We start from the raw sequence: 18,356 nt of genomic DNA, 5'->3' as shown, positions 1-18,356 counted from the left end.
GGCTTCAGGCGCCGATCTTGAGGGCTTGGGCCGGGCAGGGTGCGATGCAGGCGCCACAGCCGGTACAGGTGTCCGGATCGAGGGTGGGCAGCGGGCTGCCACCAAGGCGGGGAATGAAGCGGATGGCGCGTGCGTCACAGTGCTCGCCACAGACCCGGCATTCGATCCCCTGGCTGGGCAGGCAGCGTGCGGCATCGAGTTGGGCCCGGTAGGTCCAGGCCGGGGCTTCCGGGGTGGCGCGAGCCAGGGCGGCCGGTTTGCAGGCCGTCAGGCAGTCGCCACAGAAGGTACATTCGCCGCGGCTGAAGTCGAGCGTGGGATAGCCACCGTCCCCCGCCTGGATGATGCCGCTGGGGCAGGCGCTGACGCAGTCGTTGCAGCGGGTGCAGCTGTCGACAAAGGCCGATTCGGGCAGCGCCCAGGGCGGACGGATTTCAGCCCAGGGACGGGGTCGACCGCGGAAGAAGCCGCGGCGCGCCAGATCGACCATGGGCTTAGCCGCCCGCCTTCATTTTCTCGATGCCGCTACGCAGCATCTGGTCGATCTCGGAGCCCGGCTCAACCTGCGGCAGCAGGGCTTCCCAGTATTTGACCGCCTGCTTGCGATCACCGGTTTCCATGGCTGCGGCGCCGGCCAGGAAGAGGCTGTGGCCGTGGTTCGGGTTGATCTTGAGGGCCTTCTGGACGAGGGCGACCGGCTTGCCTTTCAGGCCTTCTCCCCGGGCCATGGCCAGGGTTTCCGCGTAGCTGGCGAGCAGGTCGGGATCGTCCTGCAGCGCCTTCTCGGCCTTGGCATAGGCGTTCACGGCGTCTTCGTAGCGTCCCAGCGACTTGTAGGAACGGGCGAGCATCAGCCAGCCCTGCATGTCGTCCGGATTCTCCTGCATGCGGGCAGCCAGCTTGGCGACCATGGCGTTGATCTGATCGGGCGTGACCTTGGCCTGGGGGGCGGTTTGCGCCGGGTCGAGGGCGCGCGGGTTGCCGAGGATGCCGTAGCCGCCGAGGGCTAGCACCGGCAGCAGCACGACCAGCGCGAGGGCGGTCTTGCGGGTCGGCGCGGCGGTCGCTGCACGGGCAGCCTGATCCGGCTCGACTTCTTCCAGCAGGCGGCGCTGAAGCTCGGCCTTGGCCTGTTCGAAATCGGCGTCAGCCAGGGTACCTTCCGTGCGTTCTCGTTCCAGTTCGGCCAGTTGGTCGCGGAAAATCGCGAGATTGGCCGTCTTGCGGTCGTCGACCGTCTCCGGGCGGCGCGGCTGGCGCCACAGGGGCGGCAGGAGAAAAGCCGCCACGACCGCGATGAGCAGCAGGGCGAACAGGGCAAATTGCGTCATTTTGAATCGAGTTCCTTGAGCAGGGCGTCAGCACGGCGGGCTTCGTCGGCCGAAAGGGGGGCTTCCTGGGCGGCAACACGCACGGCACGGCGCTTCAGGTAGCGCACCAGGGCAATCAGGCCGATCAGGAGGAGCAACACGGGGCCGCCCCAGAGCAGCAGGGTGACGCCCTTGACCGGCGGGCGGTAGAGGACGAAGTCACCGTAGCGGGCCACCATGAAATCGATGATCTGCTGGTCGCTTTGGCCGGCCTTGATCATCGTGCGAATTTCGCGGCGCAGGTCCTGGGCGAGCTCGGCGTTGGAGTCGGCGATGGTCTGGTTCTGACAAACCAGACAACGCAGTTCTTCGGAGAGACCCTGCAGACGCTTTTCGGCCACCGGGTCGGCGGCCAGGGCGGCTTCCGTGGCGCTATCGACGGCGCCGACGGTCGACGTCATGGCGAGGGCCAGAATCAGGCTGGCCAGGGCACACAGGCGGCGCATCATTTGGCCAGCTCCGCCAGCAGCGGCATGATTTTCTTGCCGAGGACATCCGGCGTGATCGGGCCGGTGTGCTTCATGCGGATAACGCCGGCCTTGTCGATGACGTAGGTTTCCGGCACGCCATAGACGCCGTAGTCGATGCCGACACGGCCGTCGAGGTCCATCGCGGTCAGGGTGTAGGGATCGCCGTGTTCGGACAGCCACTTGTTGGCGCGCTCGAAGGCCAGCTTGCGCTCTTCTTCCGCACTCAGCTTGGCCATGTCGAAGCCGCCGTCACCGCGTACTTCCTTGTAGTTCAGGCCGATCAGCGGGACGCTGACTTTTTTCGAAAACTCGACCAGGATGGGGTGCTCCTGACGGCAGGAGACGCACCACGAGGCCCAGACATTGAGCAGCCAGACCTTGCCCTGCATGTCTGCCGGGCTGATCTGGGTGCCGGGCTTGGCCAGCACTTCCAGCTTGAAGGCCGGGGCCGGCTTACCGACCAGCGGCGAGGGCACATCGCGCGGATTCAGGTTGAGGCCGACGGCGAGCAGGGCGACGAGGGCGGCAAAGGCGCCGACGATCCAGTAGTAACGGTTCATGCGTGTTGGGCTCCAGCAGAGGCAGTGGCCTTGTCCGAGCGACGGGCCAGGCGGTAGCGGCGGTCGAGCATGGCGAGCAGGCCGCCGATCGACATCAGGACGCAGCCGCCCCAGATCCAGTCGACAAAGGGCTTGTAATAGACGCGCACGGCCCATTCGCCTTCCGGCTTGGTGCGATCGATGGGTTCGCCCAGCGAGACATACACGTCGCGCAGGAAGCCGGCATCGATGGCGGCTTCGGTCATCGGCATCGCGGAGGAGTGGTAGTTGCGCTTCTCCGGATTCATTTTGCGCTGGAATTTGCCGTCGACCGTCAGATCGAAATCGCCCTGGGCCGCCACGTAGTTCGGACCATTCACCTGCTTCACGCCATTGAACACGAAGTGGTAGCCGGCGACATCGACCGACTCGCCCGGGGCGAGCTTCACATCCTTTTCATCCTGGAAGCTGGAGACCATGGTGACACCGACCACGAAGACGGCAACGCCGATGTGGGCCAGGTGCATGCCCGTGAAGCTGCGCGGCTGGTTGAGTGCGGCCGCAACGAAGCTGCGCCCGGCACGCGTGTGCTGGACGCGTTCCACAAAGTTGAGGGCGGCGGTGGCGACGATCCATGCAGCGAGCAGCAGGCCGAGTGCGGTCAACGCGCTCCAGTGGCCGTAAATCAGCGGCAGGGCAATGGCGACTGCCGCCCCCACTGCCAGCGCCCAGCGCACCGCACGCGCCATCTCCGGCACGGAGGCTTCCTTCCAGCGGGCAAACGGCCCGACACCCATGAGGAACAGGATGGGCGTCATGACCGGCACGAAGACCGCGTTGAAGTACGGGGGGCCGACCGAAATCTTGCCAACGCCCAGCGCATCGATGAGCAGCGGGTACAGGGTGCCGAGCAGGACGGTCGCGCAGGCGACGACCAGCAGCACGTTGTTGGTGAGCAGCATCGACTCGCGGGAAATCAGGCCGAAGCGTCCGCCCAGACCGACCTTCGGTGCGCGGGCGGCAAACAGCGTGAGCGAGGAGCCGATCACGGCAACGAGGAAGAGCAGGATGAAGATGCCGCGGCGCGGATCGGTGGCAAAGGCGTGCACCGAGGTGAGGACGCCGGAACGGACCAGGAAGGTGCCGAGCAGCGACAGCGAGAAGGCCGAAATCGCGAGCAGCACCGTCCAGTTCTTGAAGCTGCCGCGCTTTTCGGTGACGGCGAGCGAATGGATCAGCGCGGTCCCGATCAGCCAGGGCATGAAGGAGGCGTTTTCAACCGGGTCCCAGAACCACCAGCCGCCCCAGCCCAGTTCGTAGTAAGCCCACCAGGAGCCCATCGCGATGCCCAGGGTCAGGAAAATCCAGGCAGCCATGGTCCACGGCCGGGACCAGCGGGCCCAGGCGGCGTCGAGCTTGCCGGAGAGCAGCGCGGCGATGGCGAAGGCGTAGGCCACCGAGAAACCGACATAGCCCATGTAGAGCAGCGGCGGGTGGATGACCAGGCCCGGGTCCTGCAGGAGCGGGTTCAGGTCGCGCCCTTCTTCCGCGCCCGGCAACAGGCGCTCGAAGGGGTTGGAAGTGATCAGGATGAAGAGCAGGAAGCCGAAGCCGACCAGGCCCAGCGTGCCCAGGACGCGGGCCACCATGGCATCCGGCAGATCGCGCGAGAAGAGCGCGACGAGCAGCGCCCACCAGGTCAGCATCAGGATCCAGAGCAGCAACGAGCCCTCATGGCCGCCCCAGACGCCCGCCACGCGATACTGGATCGGCAGCAGGGAATTGGAGTGCTGGGCAACGTAGACCACCGAGAAGTCGTTGGCGACGAAGGCCTGCGTCAGGCAGGCGAAGGCAAAGGTGACGAGCAGCGCCATGGCGCCGGCAGCCGGACGGGCGAGGGCGATCCAGGCGGCCTGCTGGCGGTGCGCGCCGATCATCGGCAGGGTGCCGAGCACCAGCGCGACAACGGCAGCGAGAATGAGGGCGAAGTGACCGAGTTCAGGAATCATGCTCAGTAACCTGCTTTCGGCTTGTCGGTGTTGGCTGTGGGGGCGGTGTTCCCGGTGGCGGCGTCGCCTGCCTTCTTTTCGGCAGCGCGTGCGTGGGCATCGCCGACGGCCTTGGCCGCTTCGGGCGGCATGTAGTTTTCGTCGTGCTTGGCGAGCACTTCGGAGGCAACGAAGGTGCCGCCTTCGTTCAGCTTGCCCTGGGCAACGACGCCTTTCCCTTCCTTGAAGAGGTCGGGCAGGATGCCCTTGTAGTTCACCGGGATGTCCTTTTCGGTGTCGGTGACCACGAAACGGATGGTGACGCCGTCGGCTTCGCGGCTGACGCTGCCTTCCTTGACCATGCCGCCGATGCGGAAGGCCTTGCCCTGCGGCGCCTTGCCGGCTGCGACATCGGTTGGTGAAATGTAGAGGGCGATATTGCTGTTCAGCGCATTGAGCACGAGGGCGGCGATGATGCCGAGGATGGCCAGGGCGCCGCCGATCAGGGCGAGTTTTTTGTGACGGGTCTTCATTCGGTGGTCCTGCTTTCTGCACGAAGCTGACGCTTCAGTCGGGAAATGGTGGTCTTTCGATGGCGGGCAACGGCAATCGGTTCAATCGCCATGATCAGTGCGGTGAGGCCAAACGAGCCCCAGACATAGAGGCCGTAGCCGCCCATGGCGAGAAAATCGCCCAGGCTGTTCCAGTAGATCGTCATGCCTGTTCTCCGTTCAGTTCGGCCTTGACCCAGTCGGTGTGGCGCTCGCGCTCTAGCATGATGGTGCGCACGCGGGCAAACGCCACGGCAATGCTGTACATCCAGAAGCACAGGGCCATCAGCAGCATGCTCCAGAGCATGACTTCAGCCATCGAGGATTTACTCAGATTGACGCTGGAGCCCTGGTGCAGGGTGTTCCACCACTTCACGGAGAAATAGATGATCGGCACATTGACCACGCCGACCAGGAGCAGCAGGCCACCTGCCTTGTCCGCCCGGCGCGGATCGTCGATCGAGGCGACGAGGGCCATGTAGCCGATGTAGAGGAAGAGCAGGATCAGTTCGGAAGTCAGGCGGGCATCCCAGACCCACCAGGTACCCCACATCGGCTTGCCCCAGAGGGCGCCCGTCCACAGCGAGAGGAAGGCCATCAGGGCGCCGGTCGGCGCCAGGGCCTGCGCCATCATGCCCGAGAGGCGGGTGTTGAAGGCCAGCCCGATGGCCGCCCAGAAAGCCATCACGATGTAAATGAACATCGACATCCAGGATGCCGGAACATGGATGAAGATGATGCGGTAGCCCTCGCCCTGCTGGAAGTCGGTGGGGGCGACCAGCATGCCGATGTACAGGCCGATTAGGCCGAACACGACCGAGGCGGTGGCAAACCAGGGAATGAGTTTGCCGGCCAGCGGATAGAAGGTGGCCGGCGAGGCGAATTTGTAGAGATTGAAGCGGTCGTTCATTCGAGGGCGATCTTCAAGGCAGCGGCCGACGCCCAGGGGGCGAAGCCGAGTGAGGCAAAGGTGAGGGCGGCGAGCAGCGACAGATGTCCTTCCCCCCCGAGCCCGGACACGGTCGCATCCACTGCGCCAGCGCCGAATATTAGCACCGGGATGTAGAGCGGGAGGACGAGCAGCGAAAGCAGGACGCCACCGCCGCGCAGACCGAGCGTCAGCGCAGCACCGATGGCACCGATGCCGGAGAGGGCGGGGGTGCCGAGCAGGATGGTGCCGGTCAGGATGAGCAGGGCTTCGCCGGAGAGGTCGAACTGGATGCCCAGGATGGGAGCGATCAGTGCCAGCGGCAGGCCGGAGACCAGCCAATGGGCGATCACCTTGCCGGTGACAACCAATCCGAGGGGATGCGGCGCGAGGGCCAGTTGTTCCAGCGTGCCGTCACGGTGGTCGTCGGCAAAGAGGCGGGGCAGCGAGAGCATGGTGGCGAGCAGGGCAGCGACCCAGAGGACGCCGGGTGCCAGCTTGCGCAATTGGTCCGGCTCCGGGCCGATGCCGAGCGGAAACAGGCTGACCACGATGACGAAGAAGAACAGGGCCGAGATGATATCGGCCTGGCGGCGCATGGCCAGTTTGAGGTCACGGCCGGTCACGGCAAGGATGATCTTCAGCATTGCGTTCCGTCAGCCGAGTTTGAGTTCGCGGATCCGCCCGGCCGGGATGTCGACCGGTTGGTGCGTGGTCATGACGGCCAGGCCGCCGCGCTGCAGGTGAGCGGAAATCAGCTTCGCCAGCCAGTCGACCGCCGCCACGTCGAGGGCGACGAAAGGCTCGTCGAGCACCCACAGGGCGCGCCGTTCCTTGACCAGACGGGCCAGGGCAACGCGTCGTTTCTGGCCTTGCGAGAGATATTTGCAGGCCAGATCCTCGCGCCCGGCGAGGCCCACCTGTTCCAGCGCATCCAATGCGTCGTCTTCGGACAGCGGGGCGTCGGCCAGGCGGGCTGACGCGAGCAGGTTTTCCAGCGGCGTCAGCTCTTCCTTGATGGCATTGTGGTGGCCGAGATAGCACAGGCTGGCGCGGAAGGTGTCGCTGTCGGCACGGATCGAGCGGCCCTGCCAGCGGATTTCGCCGGCCTCCGGGGGAAGCAGGCCGATCAGCATGCGCAGCAGGCTGGTTTTGCCGGCGCCGTTACGCCCTTGCAGGTAGAGCAGTTCCCCTGCTTCCAGCCGAAAGCCGAGGCCTGCGAACAGGCGGCGCTCGCCGCGCACGCATTCCAGATTGTCAGCTTCAAGCATCAGGGAAAAACCGAAAGAAATCAGGCGCAAATTATGAACGCGCTAGTGTACCGGCAGATTGATGATCATCAAACAACGGGGGTCATGAAAAACGGGGGGCTTTCCCCCCGTGTGCTGGTGCCCTGTGTCTTACTTCTTTTCAAATGGTGTCGGGCGCGGCGTGGCATCGGCTGACGGCGGCAGAATGGGCAGCTTGAAGTTCGGCTGCTCGCCGGTCAGGGTTTTCAGGAAGGCGACGATCTTGGCGTTTTCCGCGTCCGTGAATTTCTTGCCGAGTTGCAGGCGGCCCATGGTGTCGACGGCTTCCTTCAGGGTATTGGCTGCACCGTCATGGAAGTAGGGGTAGGTCATTTCCACGTTGCGCAAGGTTGGGACCTTGAAATTGAAGCGGTCAGCATCCTTGCCCGTGACGGCGGAACGTCCCTCGGCCGGGCTGGAGGCCTTGTACGGCTCGACCAGCCCCATCTTCTGGAAGGAGTTGCCGCCGACGGCCGGGCCGTTGTGGCAGGCCACGCAACCGCTGTCCTTGAAGAGTGTGTAGCCTTCGAGTTCATTTTTGCTCAAGGCTTTCTTGTCGCCCTTCAGCCATTTGTCGAAACGTGAATTCGGCGTGACCAGCGTTTCTTCGAAGGCGGCGATGGCTTTGGTCACTTTTTCGATGTCGACCGTCTCCGAGCCGAAGGCTTTCTTGAATTCGGTCACATAACCCGGAATCGATTGCAGGACATTGATGGCCAGGGTGTGCGTGAAGGCCATCTCGCCCGGATTGGCAATCGGCCCGCCCGCTTGTGCCTTGAGGTCGGCGGCACGGCCATCCCAGAACTGGGCGAGGTTGAGGCTGGAATTGAGTACGGTCGGTGCATTGATCGGGCCTTCCTGCCAGTTGTGGCCGATCGAGGTCTTGATGTTATCGGTGCCGCCCATGGAAAGGTTATGGCAGGAGTTGCAGGAGATGAAGCCTGATTTTGAAAGGCGCGGATCGAAATACAGTTTCTTGCCGAGTTCGACCAGGGCTGGGTTCGTGACCTTGGCGGGCTGGATGGGTTGAATGGGTTCCTGCGTGCCGGCCAGGGCGCTGCCGTTGATCAGGCCGGCCAGGACCAAGGCGAAAGGCCAAGCGTTGGTTTTCATGGTGTTGTGCTCCCTTTTCTGTGAATTGGTTTGCGCATTCTCCTCGCTGGCATCATGTTAATATTGACGTAAGTCAATGATTTTTATGGGATTTGCCTATGGCCACCATAGCTTTTCCCTATAATCGATAAGGTTTAATTTCTGAGAGTGAGTGATGACGCTGACCGAACTTCGCTACATCGTCGCCTTGGCGCAAGAGGGTAATTTCAGTCGGGCTGCCGAGCGCTGTGCCGTGAGTCAGCCTACCTTGAGTGTGGCGATTGCCCGCCTGGAATCCGAGCTCGGCTTGCCGCTGTTTGAGCGGGGGAAAGGGTTTGTGGCACCGAGCGATGTGGGGGCGCGTGTCATCGAGCAAGCCCTTGTCGTGTTGCGTGAAGCGGACAAAGTGGGGCAGATCGCCTTGTCCGGGAAGGATCAGCTGCGCGGTGCCTTGCGTCTGGGCGTCATTCACACCATCGGGCCGTACTTGTTGCCGCAGCTGATCCGGGCCTTGAGAACCGATGCGCCGGAGATGCCGCTGATGATCGAGGAAAACATGACCGCCAACCTGGCCGCCATGCTCCAGAACGGCGCGGTTGATGTGGCGATTATTGCCTTGCCCTTCGAGGTGCCCGGTGTCCTGACCCGAGCACTCTACGATGAGGCCTTCAAGGTGGTGGTGCCCCAAGGCCATCCCTGGAGCGCGCGCTGCGAGGTGCCGCCGGAGGAAGTGGCCGGAGAGGGCGTGCTTCTGCTCAAGGCCGGCAACTGTTTCCGTGAGCAGGTGCTTGATGCCTGCCCGCATATCAGCAGCGCCGACACCGATCTGCGCCAGGGGCATTCGATCGGTACCATCCGTTGCATGGTGGCATCGGGCCTGGGCGTTTCCGTGTTACCCGAAAGTGCCTTGGGGCATCCTTACAGCAACGACATGATCTGCGTCGTGCCTTTTGCTGAACCGGTACCTTCGCGGCGTGTGGCGCTGGCCTGGCGCACCGGTTTTGTCCGCCCCAAGGCCATTGATGCCCTGGTGCGCGCGATGGCAGCGCTCGATCCTGCGGTCTACCGGCCGATTGCCTGATTCATCAGCATTTCTGCCTGAATCTGCTGGATGTAATGGCTGATCTGCTGGCTGGCATCTCGTAAGGCCTGACTGAGCGTGGCGCGTGCCTCGGTGTGGCTGGCCGGTGTTTGTGCCAGTTGTCGGGCGATCTCGTGCAACTGTAAATGCGCTTCACCCAATTGCTCGAAGCAGTCGATATGCCGGTAACGCTCGCTTTGCGGGCTGTTGTACCAGCGGCCGAGGCGGCAAACATGGGGCGCCATGATCGGGGCTTCGTCTTCCGCGTGTGCCAGATGCGCGAGGAACTGATGTGTCCAGCGCTGGTGCTCCACATCGGCGATCAGCATGGGGAGGTCTTCCCGTGACCAGCGGAAGGCGGTGACCGCATTCCACAAGGTATCCGGCTGGAAGTGCGAGATCCAGTCCGGCACGGCGCTCGCCGGCATGGGGCGGGCAATGCCGTAGCCCTGGGCCACATCGCAGCCGAGCTGGAGCAGGACCAGACCGTGCTCCGGGGTTTCCACACCTTCGGCAATGACCTTGCGGCGGAAAGCCTGGGTCAGACCGATCACGCCTTCAACGATGGCCAGATCGTCCGGATCGTCGAGCATGTCGCGGACGAAGGATTGGTCGATCTTCAACACCTCGGCCGGCAGGCGGCGGAAGTAGGTGAGGGAGGAATAGCCGGTCCCGAAGTCATCGAGTGCGAACTGGATGCCGAGTCGGGCACATTCGGCAAACAGCTTGCTCATGCTGCCGATATCTTCCAGCGCGGCGGTTTCGAGAATTTCCAGTTCGAGCAGTGAGGCTGGCACGTCATTATGTGTTGCCAGCAGATGTTCAAGGTGTTGGGCGAAGTGCGCGGATTGCAGGTGGTTGCCGGCGATGTTGACGCTGACCGGCAGGGCGATGCCGGCAGCGTGCCAGGCGCTCAGCTGGTTCAGGCTTTCTTCGAGGACCCAGTTGCCGATGTCGATTTCAAGCTCCGAGCCTTCGATGCTGGGCAGGAAATGCGCCGGTGCCAGCACGCCGCGCTCCGGATGCTGCCAGCGAATGAGGGCTTCCAGGCCGACCACCTTGCCCTCGCGCATATTGACCTTGGGCTGGTAGTAGAGGACGAATTCCCGACGTTGCAGCCCCTCGCGAATGGCGCTCATCTCGTCGCGCCGCAGGCGGGCGCGCCGGTCGCTTTCGGGGTCGAAGAGGTGGTAGCGGTTGCGCCCGCTTTCCTTGGCTTCGTACATGGCCTGATCGGCGTGACGCAACAGGGTGTCGGTATCCGAGCCGTCCAGCGGGTACAAGGTGACGCCGATGCTCGCCGAGATGGTGATCGTATGGCTGCCCACCAGGAAAGGCTGGGACAGGGAACTGATGACGCGGGCGATGGCGATGTCGCACTCGTGTTCATCCTGTAGTCCACCCAGCAGCAGCACGAACTCATCCCCGCCCAGACGGGCGACGGTGTCGCCGCCGCGCACGCACTGGCGCAGGCGCTGGCCGACCTCGATGAGCAGGCGGTCGCCGGTGGCGTGGCCAAAGGTGTCGTTGACCGGCTTGAAACCGTCCAGATCGAGATAGCAGACGGCAAGGGCTCGGTTGCTGCGCTCGGCTTGTGCCATCGCCAGTTGCATGCGGTCACCCAGCAGCATGCGGTTGGGCAACTGGGTCAGCGCATCGAAGTGGGCCAGGCGCTCCAGGCGCTGTTGATGTTCCTTGAGCAGGGTGATGTCGGAGAAGATGCCGACAAAATTGGAAATTGCCCCATCCCGGTCGTGGACCGTCGAGATGGTCAATTGCTCGACGAAGATCTCGCCGTCCTTCTTCCGGTTCCAGACTTCGCCTTGCCAGTAGCCGTGCTCGCGGATGATGCGCCACATTTCCCGATAAAACTCGGCATCGTGGTGGCCGGATTTGAGCAGGTCGGCCGCCTGACCGACGGCTTCGTCGCGGCTGTAGCCGGTGAGTTCGGTGAAGGTGCCATTGACCTCGACGATGCGCCCCGCCGGGTCGGTGATCATGATGCCCTCGTGGGCATTGTCGAACACGCTGGCAGCCAGCTTTTGACGGGCCTCGGCAGCCAGGCGTTCGCGGATGTCCTGAGCAATTGCAATGAGGGCTGGTTCGCCGTTCCAGTTGCCGTGCAAAGTGCGTGTTTCAACCGGGATGGCGCGACCTTGGGCGTCGATGATGGGGAACGGACACGTGCTGCTGCGACCGCTTCGGATGTCGGCGAGCAGGGCGCTTGCGCGTGCTTGGTCCGCCTCGGTGTGCAGGCTCAGGATCGACTGCCCGATCAGACTGCCTTCTGCGTAGCCCAGATGCTCGGTAACGGCGCGGTTGTGGTGCAGGATGCGTTCGTCGGGGCCGATCACGAAAATGAAATCGGTGAGCGTTTCAAACAGCCCGTTCAGATTGTCCTGCAGGCTGCGGCTTTCGGCTTGAGCCTGCAGGCGAAGCAGGGTCTGGCTGAAATACTGGGTCATGTGCCCCAGGGTCGTCAGCGTGGCCGGCGAGACTTGCGGGACAACATGGCTGGCCAGTGCCAGGCAGGCAATCGGTTCGCCATGGCTGGAAATGGGCAGCATGATCAGGCAGTGCAGGCCTTCGGCCTGCATCAGCGGGCTGCTCACCAGCGCGAGGTCATTGCAGTGTTCGCAGGGGCTGTGGCAACCGCAGACAGTCTTGTCATCTTGAAGGAGTTGCGCTTCGGGCGTGTCTCGGCCAATACGCCGGATGCCGGTCGCAAAGCCGGACGAGAGGCCGTGCTGTGCGATGAGTTCAAAGTCGCCCTGAGGGGTGCGCTGGTAGATCATGCCGGCATCCAGTTCCGGCATGCGCAGGGCGGCCATCAGGATGCGCTGGAAAATGGTTTTTTCCGTCAGGTCGCTGGTGGTGGTGCTGGCCAGATCGTGCTCGATGCTCAGCCGGAGTTCGGTGTGCTTGCGCTCGCTGATATCCGAAACCACAGCGACCAGTGCGGTTTGGCCAAAGTAATCAACGGCCTTGAGTCGGACATCGCAGGGGAAGGGGTGGCCTGCGCGCCCCTGAACCCAGAGTTCGAATTGGCGTGGCACGCCTTGGCGGGCTGCCTCGAAATGATCGGCCAGGTCGGCCAGGTTGTTCATGCCGGTGACGGCCAATTCCTGATAATGGCGGCCGATCTGCTCGCCGCGCGGGGTGTCGAGCAGGGTCTCTGCACCGCTGTTCACGTCGAGCAGATGGCCGTCTGGGGTCAGGATGAAGAGGGCGTCGCCCAGTTGGTCGACAATGCCCCGGAAAGTGTCCAGACCTTGATGCAGTGTGTCCACGTGCTGCTGGTGGCTGAGGATCAGGGCAGCAAGCTGGCTGGCCGCCACAAGGTCCTGCACCTGGCGGCTGTCCGGGGCCCCGACGCGTGGCTGGTAGGCGGCCAGAATGCCGAGCAGCTGACCATCGTGACCGATGATCGGGTTTGACCAGCAGGCCTGGAAGCCCTGCTGGCGCGCCAGGTCTTGGTGTTCGCGCCAGGCAGGGTCCTGCGCGATATCTTCGGTGATGACCAGCGCCATGCGGAAGGCAGCGGTGCCGCATGATCCGGAATTGTCGCGGATGGGCAGGGTGCTGACGTACTGGCTGAAGGCCGCGTCCAGCCGGGGGGCTGCTTCCAGTTTGAGGCGGGTTTTGTCCGCCGTGATGCTCAGGATGGCGCAGGACCAGTCCGGGTGTTCTGCCTCGATGGCCAGGGCAAAAAGCTCCAGGGTCGCCTGCAAGGGTTCGCCCCGGATCAGGCCGGCCAAAGCGGCATTGCGTAGGAGCATGGCTTCTTCGGCGCGCCGGCGGGCGGTAATGTCCTGGGCGAAGCCGACGGTGCCGAGCAGGCTGCCGTCTTCAGCGAAGATCGGGGCTTTGAAGGTTTCATGCCAAATGCGCTCGCCATGCAGCTGAATCAGTTCGATGATGGTGCGCTGCTTGCCGTCGCGCATCGTGGCCTGATCTTCTGCAACATAGTGGCTGGCCAGGTCGTCCGGCGCAAAGTCGGCGTCGCAGCGTCCGATCAGGGCTTCCGGGCTGCTGACCTGCAAGGCATTGGCGAGGGCCTGGTTGGCGCTCAGGAAGCGGGAATTGGTGTCCTTGAGCCAGACCAGGAACGGGAAGTTGTCGAGCATGGCCCGCTGGTAACGCTCCTGCAGGCGCCGTGCTTCCTGGGCACTGTCGCGCGCCTTGAGCAGGGACAGGCGTTCCGAAGTCGCATCATCCAGCAGGTCGAGCTCGAGCGGGCGCATCAGCGTGTGCTCGGAAATCAGGCCGACGACGCTGCCCTGACGGTCAACCGCCACCAGATGCCGGATTTTCAGCGCGGCCATGCGCTCGCTCGCGTCGGCCAGCGAAGTGTCGGCGAGAATGCTGTGGACGGGATGGGTCATGACCCGGCGCAGTGGCGGGTTGTCATGCGCCTCCAGAAACAGGCGCACCACATCGCGTTCCGTCAGGATGCCGATCGGTTTGCCCTGATCGGTAATGACGGCGCAGCTGGCATGCTGGCTCAGCATGGCCTGCAGGGCTTCATCGAGCGGCTGGTCCGGCGCAAAGCACGGAAAGTCGCGGATCATCAGGCTGTCGACATCATTCAGGTGACGGAAGAAGTCCGGGCCCAGGTGGTGTCGGAATTCGGTCTCGGAGGCCACGCCGAGCGGGCTGCCGGCTTGATCGATCACAACCAGATGGCGGATCCCAAGCCGATTGGCCTCCTGATAGGCGGCGCGAAAATCCATGCTGGCCGGGACCGTATGGACCGGCGTGGTCATCAGTTCGGTGACCGGCTGCTGCAGGTCACGGTGCTGGCGCATGGCGCGCAGGATATCGAATTCAGTGATGATGCCCAGCGCCTTGCCATCGCGCATGACGATGACCGAGGAGTGCTGGCGGGCGAGCATGAGTGCTGCGGCCTGCGCCAGGGAGGCGCCGACTTCGATCTGGCTGGAGTGGGTTGCAATCAAGTCAGCGATTCGTGGCATCGACGTTTCCTCAGGAGTGTTCGCATTCTATCGAAGAGTGCGTCAGGCTCACTTGCTTTGTATCAGGAATGTGTCGTGAATCTGGCCTGGAAGGTTTGCGTCCACTCTGGAATGAATCTTGTCGATTGTTGCGCTGCGGTTTGAGTGTTGCAGGTGGCGCTGGATGAGCGAATGCCATGATTTAAATCATAAATTCCGGCACATTAAAGTGCTGGCACAAAGTTTGCGCAAAACCCCCACCACCGCAGGCCAATAACAATGGGGGAAACATCGTGACCGAAACTTTCTATGAAGTGCTGCGTCGCCAGGGCATCACCCGGCGCAGCTTTCTCAAGTTCTGCAGCCTGACCGCCACCTCGCTGGGGCTGGGCAGCGCCGCCGCGCCGCGCATCGCGCACGCGCTGGAAACCAAGCCACGGACGCCGGTGCTCTGGCTGCATGGCCTGGAATGCACCTGCTGTTCCGAATCCTTCATCCGCTCGGCACACCCGCTGACCAAGGATGTCGTGCTCTCCATGCTGTCGCTCGATTACGACGATACCCTGATGGCCGCTGCCGGCCACCAGGCCGAGGCCATCCTCGATGAGGTGAAGAAGAAGTACAAGGGCAACTACATCGTGGCCGTCGAAGGCAACCCGCCCCTGAACGAAGACGGGATGTTCTGCATTCAGGGTGGTCGCCCCTTCATCGAGAAGCTGCGCGAAACCTGCGCCGATGCCAAAGCCATCATTTCCTGGGGCGCGTGTGCGTCCTACGGCTGCGTGCAGGCCGCCAAGCCGAATCCGACCCGCGCCACGCCGGTGCACAAGGTCATTACCGGTAAGCCCATCATCAACGTGCCGGGCTGCCCGCCGATTGCCGAAGTGATGACCGGTGTCGTCACCTACATGCTGACCTTCGACCGTATTCCGGAGCTGGATCGCCAGGGCCGCCCGAAGATGTTCTACGGCCAGCGCATTCACGACAAATGCTATCGCCGCGGTCATTTCGATGCCGGCCAGTTTGCCGAGGCCTGGGATGACGAGGGGTCGCGCAAGGGGTACTGCCTGTACAAGATGGGCTGCAAGGGCCCGACCACCTACAACGCCTGTTCGTCCATGCGCTGGAACGGCGGCGTCAGCTGGCCGGTGCAATCCGGTCACGGCTGTATCGGCTGTTCCGAAGATGGCTTCTGGGACAAGGGCAGCTTCTATGACCGTGTGACCAGCATCACGCCGTTTGGCGCCGAAGCGAACGCAGACAGCATCGGCAAGGCCGCTGCCGGCACCGTGGGGGCGGCGATTGCAGCACATGCCGCCGTGACCGCGCTGGCGCGGGCGCGTCAGAAAGCGGGCGAAACCAGCGCCGCAGAAGAAAAACAGGGGGAATAATCAATGGCTTCTTACGAAACCCAAGGCTTCAAGGTCGACAACTCCGGCAAGCGTGTCGTCGTTGACCCGGTGTGCCGCATCGAAGGTCACATGCGCGTCGAGGTCAATCTCGACAGCAACAACGTCATCCGCAATGCCGTGTCGACCGGCACCATGTGGCGTGGTCTGGAAGTCATCCTCAAGGGCCGTGATCCGCGTGATGCCTGGGCCTTTGTCGAGCGTATCTGCGGTGTGTGCACCGGGACGCATGCCTTGACCTCGGTGCGTGCGGTCGAGGATGCGCTGTCGATCCAGATCCCCGACAACGCCAACATCATCCGCAACCTGATGCAGCTGAATCTCTATATTCACGACCATCTGGTGCACTTCTATCATCTGCATGCGCTCGACTGGGTCGATGTCGTGTCCGCCCTGAAGGCCGATCCGAAGGCAACCTCGACGCTGGCCCAGAGCATCTCCAGCTGGCCGCTCTCCTCGCCGGGTTATTTCCGCGACATCCAGAACCGCCTGAAGAAGTTCGTCGAATCGGGCCAGCTCGGTCCCTTCATGAATGGCTACTGGGGCAACCCGGCCTACAAGCTGCCGCCGGAAGCCAACCTGATGGCGGTGGCGCATTACCTAGAAGCCCTTGATTTTCAGAAGGAAATCGTCAAGGTGCACACCATTTTCGGCGGCAAGAACCCGCACCCGAACTGGCTGGTCGGCGGCGTGCCCTGCGCCATCAATCTGGAAGGCACGGGGGCGGTGGGCGCCATCAACATGGAGCGCCTGAATCTGGTCAAGAGCATCATTGACCGCTGCACCGAGTTCGTCGAGCAGGTCTATGTGCCGGATCTGCTGGCCATCGGTTCCTTCTACAAGGGCTGGGGCTACGGTGGCGGTCTGTCCTCGAAGAACATGCTGTCCTACGGCGACATTCCGAACATCGCCAATGACTATTCGACCAACAGCCTGCTGCTGCCGCGTGGGGCCATCATCAACGGCAAGCTGGACGAGATTCACCCGGTCGACCTGCGCGATCCGGAGCAGGTGCAGGAATTCGTTGCCCACTCCTGGTACAAGTACCCGGATGAAACCAAGGGCCTGCACCCGTGGGACGGGGTGACCGAGCCGAATTTCGTGCTCGGTCCGAACACCAAGGGCACCAAGACCAACATCAAGGAGCTCGACGAAGGCGGCAAGTACTCCTGGATCAAGGCACCGCGCTGGCGCGGCCATGCCATGGAAGTCGGCCCGCTGGCCCGGATGGTGATGGGCTACCTGCAGCCGAAGCAATTCCCGGAAATCCACGGTCTGGTCGAAGGCGCACTGAAGAAGCTCGATGTGCCGGTCAGCGCCCTGTTCTCGACCCTTGGCCGGACCGCCGCACGCGGTCTGGAAACGGCGTACTGCGTCAAGCTGCAGAGCCAGCAGTTCGACAAGCTGATGACCAACCTGAAGAACGGCGACCTCAACACGGCCAACATCGAGAAATGGGAACCGGCAACCTGGCCGAAGGACGCCAAGGGCGTCGGCTTCACCGAGGCACCGCGCGGTGCGCTCGGCCACTGGGTGACGATCAAGGACACCAAGATCGACAACTACCAGTGCGTGGTGCCGACCACCTGGAATGGCGGTCCGCGTGACCACAAGGGCCAGATCGGTGCCTTCGAAGCCTCGCTGATGGACACCCCGGTGGCCAAGGCCGACGAGCCGCTGGAGATCCTGCGGACCCTGCACTCCTTCGACCCGTGCCTGGCGTGCTCGACGCACGTGATGAGCCCGGATGGTCAGGAAATGACCTCCGTCAAGGTGCGCTAAGGCGTCAGATCCGTCATGCCCGCCACCGCGGGCATCCGGTGGCCTGGCTACCGGATGTGCGCTGTGTGCGGGTACGACCAACGGTTATAGGAGACAAACATGCTCTCTCAACAGGACATGCTGGAGGCCGAACGGCACGGTAAACAAGTCCGTTCGATCTACGTCTATGAAGCACCGGTGCGCTTGTGGCACTGGATCAACGCGCTCTGCATGGTGGTGCTGGCGGTCACCGGCTATTTCATCGGCAAACCCTTGCCGACGGTGCCGGGCGAAGCGGCTGAGAACTTCCTGATGGGCTACATCCGGTTTGCCCATTTCGCTGCCGCCTACCTTTTCGCGGTCGGCTTGCTGGGCCGGATCTACTGGGCGCTGGTGGGCAATCACCATGCCCGGCAGATTTTCCTGCTGCCGATCACCAACAAGCATTGGTGGAACGAAGTGTTGTTCGAACTGCGCTGGTATCTCTTCCTCGAAAAACATCCGAAGAAGTATGTCGGGCATAACCCGATGGCCCAGCTGATGATGTTCTTCTTTTTCACGGTGCTGGCCGTGGGCATGGTGGTGACGGGCTTTGCGCTGTACAGCGAAGGCACGGGCCTGGGCTCGTGGAGCGATGTACTGTTTGGCTGGGTATTGCCGCTGTTCGGCGGCTCCCTGCAGGTCCATAACCTGCACCGCCTCGGCATGTGGATCATGATGACCTTCGCCATCGTGCACATCTACGCGGCCATCCGTGAAGACATCATGAGCCGTCAGTCCCTGATCTCGACGATGATCAGCGGCTGGCGGATGTTCAAGGACTGACGGCCGCGCACAGGCGAGCGGCCGGAGACAAGATTAGGTGTCTTACCTTGCGTTAGCCCCGGCGTACCTTGGTACCCGGGGCCTTTTTTTAAGGAAGC

At 63.1% G+C, this 18,356-nt stretch carries 16 protein-coding genes; 4 read left to right on the top strand and 12 right to left on the bottom strand.

Going from position 1 to position 18,356, the window contains the following annotated elements; genetic code table 11:
- Positions 1–4: 4 nt before the first annotated feature.
- From napF to AACO21_RS00285, 11 genes are all read right to left on the bottom strand, one after another.
- Positions 5–490 (bottom strand): ferredoxin-type protein NapF, encoded by a 486-nt coding sequence (napF, locus tag AACO21_RS00335; protein ID WP_346190485.1) that lies wholly within the window; start codon positions 488–490, stop codon positions 5–7.
- A 4-nt stretch (positions 491–494) separates the two neighbouring features.
- Positions 495–1,331, bottom strand: a complete 837-nt coding sequence (gene ccmI, locus AACO21_RS00330; protein WP_346190484.1) for a c-type cytochrome biogenesis protein CcmI — start codon at positions 1,329–1,331, stop codon at positions 495–497.
- Positions 1,328–1,819: a cytochrome c-type biogenesis protein gene (locus tag AACO21_RS00325; RefSeq protein ID WP_346190483.1), complete on the bottom strand. Its 492-nt coding sequence runs from the start codon at positions 1,817–1,819 to the stop codon at positions 1,328–1,330. The genes ccmI and AACO21_RS00325 overlap by 4 nt, the downstream gene beginning before the upstream one ends.
- Positions 1,816–2,400, bottom strand: coding sequence for a DsbE family thiol:disulfide interchange protein (locus AACO21_RS00320; protein WP_346190482.1), 585 nt, complete (start codon positions 2,398–2,400; stop codon positions 1,816–1,818). Before AACO21_RS00320 ends, AACO21_RS00325 begins: the two co-directional genes overlap by 4 nt.
- Entirely contained in the window at positions 2,397–4,388 is a 1,992-nt protein-coding gene (locus AACO21_RS00315; protein ID WP_346190481.1) for a heme lyase CcmF/NrfE family subunit, read from the bottom strand. The genes AACO21_RS00320 and AACO21_RS00315 overlap by 4 nt, the downstream gene beginning before the upstream one ends.
- 2 nt (positions 4,389–4,390) lie before the next feature.
- Positions 4,391–4,900, bottom strand: coding sequence for a cytochrome c maturation protein CcmE (gene ccmE / locus AACO21_RS00310; RefSeq protein ID WP_346190480.1), 510 nt, complete (start codon positions 4,898–4,900; stop codon positions 4,391–4,393).
- A complete protein-coding gene (gene ccmD / locus AACO21_RS00305; protein WP_346190479.1) occupies positions 4,897–5,085 on the bottom strand; it encodes a heme exporter protein CcmD in 189 nt (62 codons plus the stop codon). The genes ccmE and ccmD overlap by 4 nt, the downstream gene beginning before the upstream one ends.
- Complete coding sequence (gene ccmC / locus AACO21_RS00300) at positions 5,082–5,828, bottom strand: heme ABC transporter permease CcmC (protein ID WP_346190478.1); 747 nt, start codon at positions 5,826–5,828, stop codon at positions 5,082–5,084. Before ccmC ends, ccmD begins: the two co-directional genes overlap by 4 nt.
- Positions 5,825–6,493, bottom strand: coding sequence for a heme exporter protein CcmB (gene ccmB, locus AACO21_RS00295; protein ID WP_346190477.1), 669 nt, complete (start codon positions 6,491–6,493; stop codon positions 5,825–5,827). The genes ccmC and ccmB overlap by 4 nt, the downstream gene beginning before the upstream one ends.
- A 9-nt stretch (positions 6,494–6,502) precedes the next feature.
- Complete coding sequence (ccmA, locus tag AACO21_RS00290; RefSeq protein ID WP_346190476.1) at positions 6,503–7,117, bottom strand: cytochrome c biogenesis heme-transporting ATPase CcmA; 615 nt, start codon at positions 7,115–7,117, stop codon at positions 6,503–6,505.
- 129 nt (positions 7,118–7,246) lie between these two features.
- Complete coding sequence (locus AACO21_RS00285; RefSeq protein ID WP_346190475.1) at positions 7,247–8,248, bottom strand: cytochrome-c peroxidase; 1,002 nt, start codon at positions 8,246–8,248, stop codon at positions 7,247–7,249.
- 154 nt (positions 8,249–8,402) lie between these two features.
- On the opposite strand from AACO21_RS00285, the gene AACO21_RS00280 reads away from it, so the two are divergent.
- Entirely contained in the window at positions 8,403–9,308 is a 906-nt protein-coding gene (locus AACO21_RS00280; RefSeq protein WP_346190474.1) for a hydrogen peroxide-inducible genes activator, read from the top strand.
- Here AACO21_RS00280 and AACO21_RS00275 read toward each other — a convergent pair.
- Positions 9,290–14,284 carry an EAL domain-containing protein gene (locus tag AACO21_RS00275; RefSeq protein ID WP_346190473.1) on the bottom strand — a complete coding sequence of 1,665 codons (4,995 nt, stop codon included), beginning with the start codon at positions 14,282–14,284 and terminating at the stop codon, positions 9,290–9,292. The genes AACO21_RS00280 and AACO21_RS00275 overlap by 19 nt on opposite strands.
- A 272-nt stretch (positions 14,285–14,556) precedes the next feature.
- On the opposite strand from AACO21_RS00275, the gene AACO21_RS00270 reads away from it, so the two are divergent.
- From AACO21_RS00270 to cybH, 3 genes are all read left to right on the top strand, one after another.
- A complete protein-coding gene (locus AACO21_RS00270) occupies positions 14,557–15,654 on the top strand; it encodes a hydrogenase small subunit (RefSeq protein WP_346190472.1) in 1,098 nt (365 codons plus the stop codon).
- Positions 15,655–15,657: 3 nt separating this feature from the next.
- Complete coding sequence (locus AACO21_RS00265; protein ID WP_346190471.1) at positions 15,658–17,454, top strand: nickel-dependent hydrogenase large subunit; 1,797 nt, start codon at positions 15,658–15,660, stop codon at positions 17,452–17,454.
- Between the two features lie 99 nt (positions 17,455–17,553).
- A complete protein-coding gene (gene cybH, locus AACO21_RS00260; RefSeq protein ID WP_346190470.1) occupies positions 17,554–18,258 on the top strand; it encodes a Ni/Fe-hydrogenase, b-type cytochrome subunit in 705 nt (234 codons plus the stop codon).
- Positions 18,259–18,356: the final 98 nt, after the last annotated feature.

The organism is Dechloromonas sp. ZS-1, assembly GCF_039649255.1.
Taxonomy (GTDB): domain Bacteria; phylum Pseudomonadota; class Gammaproteobacteria; order Burkholderiales; family Rhodocyclaceae; genus Azonexus.
Note: the sequence above shows the minus strand (reverse complement) of the source record. Positions and strands in the feature narration are given on the sequence as shown.